7 protein-coding genes and 1 rRNA gene are annotated in these 7,407 nt (G+C 47.3%); 6 read left to right on the forward strand and 2 right to left on the reverse strand.

The window, feature by feature from the left end:
* Positions 1–44: 44 nt before the first annotated feature.
* Positions 45–557, reverse strand: coding sequence for an S-ribosylhomocysteine lyase (luxS, locus tag JQX58_RS09765; RefSeq protein WP_204146638.1), 513 nt, complete (start codon positions 555–557; stop codon positions 45–47).
* Positions 558–609: 52 nt separating this feature from the next.
* Complete coding sequence (gene yjeH / locus JQX58_RS09770) at positions 610–1,884, reverse strand: L-methionine/branched-chain amino acid transporter (protein WP_204146639.1); 1,275 nt, start codon at positions 1,882–1,884, stop codon at positions 610–612.
* Positions 1,885–2,031: 147 nt separating this feature from the next.
* Between yjeH and JQX58_RS09775 the strand changes: the two genes are divergently transcribed.
* The 6 genes from JQX58_RS09775 to JQX58_RS09800 all read left to right on the forward strand — a co-directional run.
* Positions 2,032–2,469, forward strand: coding sequence for an Lrp/AsnC family transcriptional regulator (locus tag JQX58_RS09775; RefSeq protein ID WP_204146640.1), 438 nt, complete (start codon positions 2,032–2,034; stop codon positions 2,467–2,469).
* 52 nt (positions 2,470–2,521) lie between these two features.
* Positions 2,522–4,249, forward strand: a complete 1,728-nt coding sequence (locus JQX58_RS09780; RefSeq protein WP_204146641.1) for a chloride channel protein — start codon at positions 2,522–2,524, stop codon at positions 4,247–4,249.
* A gap of 2 nt (positions 4,250–4,251) precedes the next feature.
* Positions 4,252–4,674: a protoporphyrinogen oxidase HemJ gene (hemJ, locus tag JQX58_RS09785; protein ID WP_204146642.1), complete on the forward strand. Its 423-nt coding sequence runs from the start codon at positions 4,252–4,254 to the stop codon at positions 4,672–4,674.
* A gap of 27 nt (positions 4,675–4,701) precedes the next feature.
* The gene (hemL, locus tag JQX58_RS09790; RefSeq protein ID WP_204146643.1) at positions 4,702–5,985 is read left to right on the forward strand and encodes a glutamate-1-semialdehyde 2,1-aminomutase; all 1,284 of its coding nucleotides are present in this window, start codon (positions 4,702–4,704) and stop codon (positions 5,983–5,985) included.
* 9 nt (positions 5,986–5,994) lie between these two features.
* Positions 5,995–6,789 (forward strand): CDP-diacylglycerol--serine O-phosphatidyltransferase, encoded by a 795-nt coding sequence (gene pssA / locus JQX58_RS09795; RefSeq protein ID WP_239090235.1) that lies wholly within the window; start codon positions 5,995–5,997, stop codon positions 6,787–6,789.
* Between the two features lie 544 nt (positions 6,790–7,333).
* Positions 7,334–7,407: ribosomal RNA gene (locus tag JQX58_RS09800) — 16S ribosomal RNA — on the forward strand; the annotation flags it as partial.

Consider the following 7,407-nt stretch of genomic DNA (forward strand, 5'->3'; position numbering starts at 1 on the left):
TTGTTTGGGCTTTGATGCTCTGTTAGAGGGCTTACAAAAGGGGGTTATGAGTGCTCAGCTAAAAACTCTTCGCTTAGGTAAAGCTCTTGGTTGCTGTTGACCTGGACGCCACGCTCTAGAACATTGCGCGCAATGTCTTTGGCTTCTTCAAGTGAGTGCATAGTGTAGGTGCCGCACTGGTATTCGTTTAGCTCTGGGATGTCTTCTTTCGCTGCCACATCAATCACATCTTGCATCGCGTCTTTCCAGCTTTGCGCTACTTTGTCTTCACTTGGTGTGCCGATCAGGCTCATGTAAAAACCAGTACGGCAACCCATTGGTGATAAGTCAATGATTTCCACAGAGTCACTGTTTAGGTGTTCACGCATGAAGCCAGCAAAAAGGTGTTCTAGGGTGTGAATGCCTTTTTCAGATAGGATCTCAGCATTAGGGATGCAAAAACGTAGATCGAATACGGTGATTGTGTCGCCCTTAGGTGTTTGCATGGTTTTGGCAACGCGAACCGCTGGAGCTTGCATACGCGTGTGATCTACGCGAAAGCTGTCTAATAATGGCATGTGTTCTCTCCTAAAATCTCGATGATTTGAACCGAGGTGAATGTTGATAGGTTCATTGTACATGAATTTTATCATTGCACAGGGGCGGATGTTGAGTTTTTAGGTGCTCCCAGCCAAGTGCGACCACAAATACTGTCAGAGCAAAAAGCATGTTTTGACCGATGAAGAAAATCATCGCACCGCAGCTAATCGTCGCTAATACTGTCAACCAGCGCAGTTTGCTACCAAGCGTTTTGATGGCGGTGGCGCAGGTTAAAGTGTAGATCAGTAGAAAAGCCCCATTCGTCATTTCAATCAGCCATTCCATTTGTGTGCCAAACACTTCGATCGCAAGTAAAGACAGTGCACTGATAGCGCCGACTAACGCTACCGCACGAATAGGCGTGCCACGCTCAGAGAGTATGCCAAAGAAGCTTGGTAAGGCTTTTTGTGTCGACATGGTTTGCACCATGCGCGCAAATCCTAAGATGTACGTACCGACATTTGAAAAGGCAATGATATAAGCACCGAGTGCAAACCAGCGTTGCGTGTTTTCGCCTAACAATGCACCCACTAGCAATGCTAGGGATTGGCTGTTGGTCAGCTCATCGCCATACACTTGATAACGGGCAACCATGAGTACCGTTGCGAGATAAAGCAAGACCACTAAACTAATACCGCCGAGTAGAGCAATAGGAAAGTCACGCTCTGGCTGTTTGAATTCTGCGCCCATGTGGGCCATGACTTCAATGCCAAGGAAACACCAAAAGATAGTGCCGGTGGCTAATAGCATGGTATCGAGGTCGTTCGGCTGCGATGGCAGGTGGATAGCAAGCGTCGCGACGTGAAGATCGCTCAACCAAAACAAGGTGATGATGGCGCTAATCAAACACACGACGACAGCGGTTTGAAAGTTTGCTGAATGCCTTAGGCCCGCCACGGAAAAGATTAACATGCCGACGAGCGTGGCAAGACTCAGAGCGAAAATTGTATCAGCAGGCCAGTCGAGTAATACTGCGAGATAGGCTGCTGCGACTTTGATCGCCACGGCTGGCCCAACAAATAGGATGCTCAAAAACAGCCAGCCAGCGGCACGTTCTGCTTTTGCACCAAGTGTTTTGCCAATGTAATGCGCTGCGCCGCCGGCAGAAGGGAAGCGACTTCCCATGAGTGCAAACACAAACGCAATGGGAATGATGATGACGGCTGTCATGAGCCATGCGTAAAAGGCGAAGCTGCCGGCTTGTGCCACAGACATGGCGGGTAATATCATGAGTCCCGTGCCAACAAACGTTGTCACTGTCATAGCCATGCCTCGGATCGGCCCTAGAGTGCGCTGGTAATGCATCGTAATATTCCTAAAATGAGTAGCAACTGGATGGTGACAGTCTAAAATAAACGCTTTCTTTTTCGGCCTAGCAAAACGCACCCATTGACCGTCAATCTGTGGTTTTGACCGTCGTTTTGTCTGTTTTCTATTAAATAAGGTACTTTGATGACACTGGATCGTTACGACGACAAAATCGTGAAGCTGTTGGTTCAGGATGCGCGCTTATCAGTTTCTGACATCAGCCGGCAAGTGAATCTGTCGCGCTCGGCGGTGACCGATCGTATAAAACGCTTGGAGTTAGCAGGGGTTATTACGGGCTATCATGCTCACGTAAGACAGTCTCAAGAAAGTGCCGTGTCAGCTTATTTAGCGCTGACATTTAGACCGCTGTCGTGTGAGTTAATCCAGCCATATATAGAACAAGTGCCAGAAATCAAAATGGCACATTCTATTAGTGGCGATGTGGATCTGATGTTGTTGGTACAAGCTGACTCGATGCGCAGGTTGCATGAAATTCGTCTAGACATGGACAGTTGGCCTAATATTGATAAGGTAGTCACTCACATGTGTCTTGCTAATCGCTTAGACCGCTTTGGCAACTGAGGTGGTCTTCTCGCCAATTTTCTTTACGGATAAGGAGTAGAGTCTGAAAGGGTTGGATTTTATCGAACGCTGGCGCAACAGGGAAATTGCGGCAGATGACCTGCTTTTGTTATCTGGCTTAGCGCTAATTTGTGGCGTGCTTAGCGGCCTCACCATGACTGGGCTGGTCGAGCTTGTGTCTTGGGTATCGTCGTCTTTATTACCAAATCATGCGGAAGATTATGAAGGGTTGGCGCCGGAATATAGATTCTTGTTGCCGGTTGTCGCTTGTGGGGTATTAGCGTTTATTTGGTATTGGATCCCGCAGCGTAATCGAGGTGTTGGCATTCCTTTTTTGGTTGAGCGCTTGAATTATCACCAAGGGCATTTGCCTTTCATTAATGCTTTGGTGCAGTTTGTCGGTGCCGTACTGTCATTGATTGGTGGCTTGTCGGTTGGTAAAGAAAGCCCAGCGGTGCATATCGGTGCGACATTCGGTAGTCAAATCGCACAGCGCTTCCGTTTAAGTTATATCGGAGTCGATACGCTTGTAGCGTCGGGTATTGCCGGGGCAATTTCAGCGGCTTTTCAGACACCTTTGGCTGGTGTGCTGTTTGCCTACGAGGTGATTTATCATGAATATCGTTTGCGTATGGTGCTACCCATTCTATTGTCTGCCATTGTGGCAACGGGTATTAGCCAAGGCTTATTAGGGCGCTTTGAATTATTCGATCTACACACGCTGACGCTTCCTATCTACAACGTCGATATGTTAATGGCCTATGCGGTGCTTGCTTTGCTAGTGGTGTTGGCGTCGGCGGTATTCTATCAATTGCAACGTTTTTGCTGGACCTTAGCGCCAGTGCCAATGCCGATCCGCTTTATAACAGCCGGTGTGCTCACAGGGGCTGTAGGTATTCTAGTACCGCAAGCACTCGGCAGCAGTTACGACACTTTAAACGCGCTGTTGCTTGGTGAAGCGTTAATGGTGCCTTTGTTACTGTTAGCATTTGCCAAGGTGTTTTTAACATCAACGGCTATTGGTCTAGGAATTCCTGGGGGAATGATCGGCCCGACATTTGTTATCGGTGGTTTGCTTGGCGCGCAGGTGTCCTTAATGGTTGAAACCCCTATGCAGCCGATGGCGGAGATGACGCTATTTGTGTTGCTTGGCATGGCGTCGATGATGGCGACGGTGTTTCAGGCACCGTTAGCAGCGATTGTTGCGATTGTCGAAATGACCCACACCTCGCAGACCATTGGTCCTGCGATCTTGATTATTGTTGTCACCTGCACGGCTGTCCGTCTGTTATTGCATCAAGATTCGATTTTTGTGGAGCGAATGAACGCTTTAGGTTTGGTGTCTGAGTGGAGTCCAGTGCAGCGAGTATTGCGTCAGCATGATATCCGTGGTGTCGCCACTAGGATCGAAATCATTCCTGAATTGCTTCATTTTGAACGAGTCCGTGATTTAGCTTCAAGTATGATAGACTATGGAGCAATACAGAAAGATGAGCGTTATATCATTGTTTCTGTATCTGAAATGCTAGAAAAGCTGCAGGAGTTAGATGTCGGACCGCAACCTTGGTTAACGGCCAAGGATGATCGTCAAGCGATGGATGTGCTGCAGGCTGTCGTTGGTAAGCCGGTGCAGGTAGTTGACTCTACCTTGTCGCTCGCCGAACTGCTGTCTTGGTTGCATGAACACGAGCAACATCAAGTCTTAGTCAATTTTACCCAAAGCCAAGAGCTTTGGTTAGTAACATCCAAACAACTTGATCATATGTTATTGAAGGGGTAATCATGCTTTGGGTTAAGGCGTTTCATATTATTGCTGTGGTTTGTTGGTTTGCAGCGTTATTTTATTTGCCGAGGTTGTTTGTTTATCACGCTCAATCGTCTGATCAAGCGAGTATTGAGCGTTTTAAAATTATGGAGCGCAAGCTCTACCGTGGCATTATGACCCCGTCGGCGATTGCAACCGTCGTCTTGGGTTTTTGGCTGGTGTCTTACAGCTCAGATTATTACTTCAGCTCGGGTTGGTTTCACGCCAAGCTTTTGCTCGTGGCGCTGCTGCTAGGATATCACCATGCGTGCGGTCGTCTGCTGAAGAAGTTTGCTCAGGACCAAAATACTCATAGCCACAAATTCTATCGGTGGTTCAATGAGTTTCCAGTCTTAGTGCTGATTGGTGTCTGTATTCTAGTTGTGGTTAGACCGTTTTAATTTACCGTTTTAAATTTGGATCCTATTATGAGTCGTTCAGAAGATTTATATTCTCGCGCCCAAAAACACATTCCTGGCGGCGTTAACTCGCCAGTTCGAGCATTCAATGGAGTTGGGGGCTCGCCAGTCTTCTTCCAAAAAGGTGAAGGAGCGTACATTTACGACGAGGACGGAAACCGCTTTATCGATTATGTGGGATCTTGGGGGCCAATGATTTTGGGGCACCAACATCCTGATGTATTGGACGCAGTACGCAAACAATTGGATTTCGGCTTAAGCTTTGGTGCGCCTACGGCTGTGGAAACTACCATGGCTGAAAAAGTCTGTGAATTAGTGCCATCCATGGACATGGTGCGCATGGTGAACTCGGGTACCGAGGCGACTATGAGCGCGATTCGCTTGTCGCGCGGTTATACTGGCCGTGACAAAATCGTGAAGTTTGAGGGCTGCTACCACGGCCACTCTGATTCACTACTTGTGAAAGCCGGTTCTGGCGCCCTGACATTAGGTGTGCCGAACTCGCCTGGGGTGCCAGCCGATCTTGCTCAACACACCATTACACTACAGTACAACGACATCGAAGAAGTGAAAACTTGCTTCGCTGAGATTGGTGATCAGATCGCTTGTATTATCGTTGAGCCGGTTGCCGGCAACATGAACTGCATTCCACCTGTGCCAGGCTTTTTAGAAGCATTACGTGAAGTGTGTGATGCGTCGGGTGCCGTATTGATTTTTGACGAAGTGATGACTGGTTTTCGTGTGGCGCTAGGCGGCGCGCAAGAAAAATTCAATGTTACACCGGATTTGACCACACTTGGTAAAGTCATTGGTGCCGGTATGCCAGTAGGGGCATTCGGTGGTAAGCGTGAAATCATGGAGCACATTTCTCCATTAGGTCCTGTTTATCAAGCGGGCACGCTATCAGGTAACCCTGTCGCTATGGTGGCAGGCCTTGCTGCCCTAAACAACATCAGTGCGCCGGGTTTTCATGAGTCGTTAGGAGCCAAGGCTGAAAAGTTGGTTGAAGGTATTCAAGCGGCTGCCGATGAAGTTTGTGTGCCGATGCGAAGTGTTCATGTCGGTGGTATGTTCGGTCTATTCTTTACGGATCAAGAACAGGTTACTACATTTAGTGATGTGCAGAAGTGTGACACTGAGAAGTTTAAACACTTCTTCCACTACCTATTGGAAGATGGTGTGTACTTGGCACCTTCGGCTTTTGAGGCGGGTTTCATTTCGAATGCACATTCAGATGAAGATATTGAATTCACCATTGCCGCCGCTAAACGCGCGCTTGCTAAACTAGCATAGGAACCCTAAATGAAGGTTGATGAAATGCCTGTAGAAGAAACCGAAAAAGACATCCCTAAAGATGAATTGGAAGACGGTGATTCTGAAGCGCCAAAGACGCTAAAGAAACCTCGTCGTGGAGTCTATTTACTGCCTAACCTATTCACTACTGCGGCACTGTTTTCGGGCTTCTACTCAATTATTGCGGCGATGAATGGCAACTTTGCACAAGCGTCGGTCGCGATTTTTATTTCGATGGTATTGGATGGCCTAGATGGTCGTGTTGCAAGAATGACACGCACTCAAAGTGCTTTTGGTGCTGAGTACGATTCGTTGGCCGATATGGTGTCATTTGGTATTGCTCCTGCATTGGTCGCCTTTACTTGGGCGCTTGCTCCGCTTGGTAAAGTTGGTTGGATTGCGGCTTTCATTTACGCCGTGGGTGCAGCGCTACGACTTGCACGCTTTAATACCATGATTGGTAGCCAAGATAAGCGCTACTTCATCGGTTTACCGAGTCCATCAGCGGCTGCGATCGTGGCGGGTGTTATTTGGGCTGCAACAAGTGCTGGTATTGAAGGCTCGCAACTAGCCACTATTATGGCGCTGCTTGTACCAGTGGCGGGTTTGCTAATGGTTAGTAATGTTAAATACCGCAGCTTTAAAGATCTAAACATCAAAGGGCGCGTACCTTTTGTCGTTTTACTTATTGCGGTTTTAGTTCTAGTGCTTATCGCTTTAGAGCCGGCATTGGTATTAGCGGCGATGTTTTGTGCCTACGGACTATGGGGCATCTTAGGGATTGTGTTTAAGCAACTAAGATAGCTTGATTAGTTAGCTCCCTTTCAAAAGCCCGCTGCTTATAAATAAGCAGCGGGCTTTTTCGTTTTTAGGCTTATAGAGTGGCGTTGCGTCACCCACCCAACTAATTTTCTGCTCCACGCGCAGGCGCGAATAGTCGCTCGAAAATTGTTGGGAGGTTGACTTGCGCTAGAAAACTCATAGAGATGGTTAAATAATAAACGTCAAAAGCTTGTTCTTGATCAATAAATAATCAGTTTGGTGGGTTGAGTAGCTTTAATGGCGTTTTTTTAAAATTAATTCAAAAAGTGCTTGCGTCAAAAATTCTGATGCGTATTATACGCACCCACTGACACGGACAACGCTTCACAACAACGAAGCGAACAACGAGTCAGACGCTCTTTAAAATAGATAATCAGATAATTTGTGTGGGCGCTTGCTGGAGACTTCTCAAAAACTTTGAAGTCTTAAGCAAGTGACCATGTCAATTCGCTTTACGTTCTTTAATCTTCGGATTGAAGAATATAGTTAAAGTCAGACGTGATTCACGAGTTTGAGCAAACTTTTTAAACTGAAGAGTTTGATCATGGCTCAGATTGAACGCTGGCGGCAGGCTTAACACATGCAAGTCGAGCGGTAACA

The organism is Marinomonas ostreistagni (assembly GCF_016888445.1).
Lineage (GTDB): Bacteria > Pseudomonadota > Gammaproteobacteria > Pseudomonadales > Marinomonadaceae > Marinomonas > Marinomonas ostreistagni.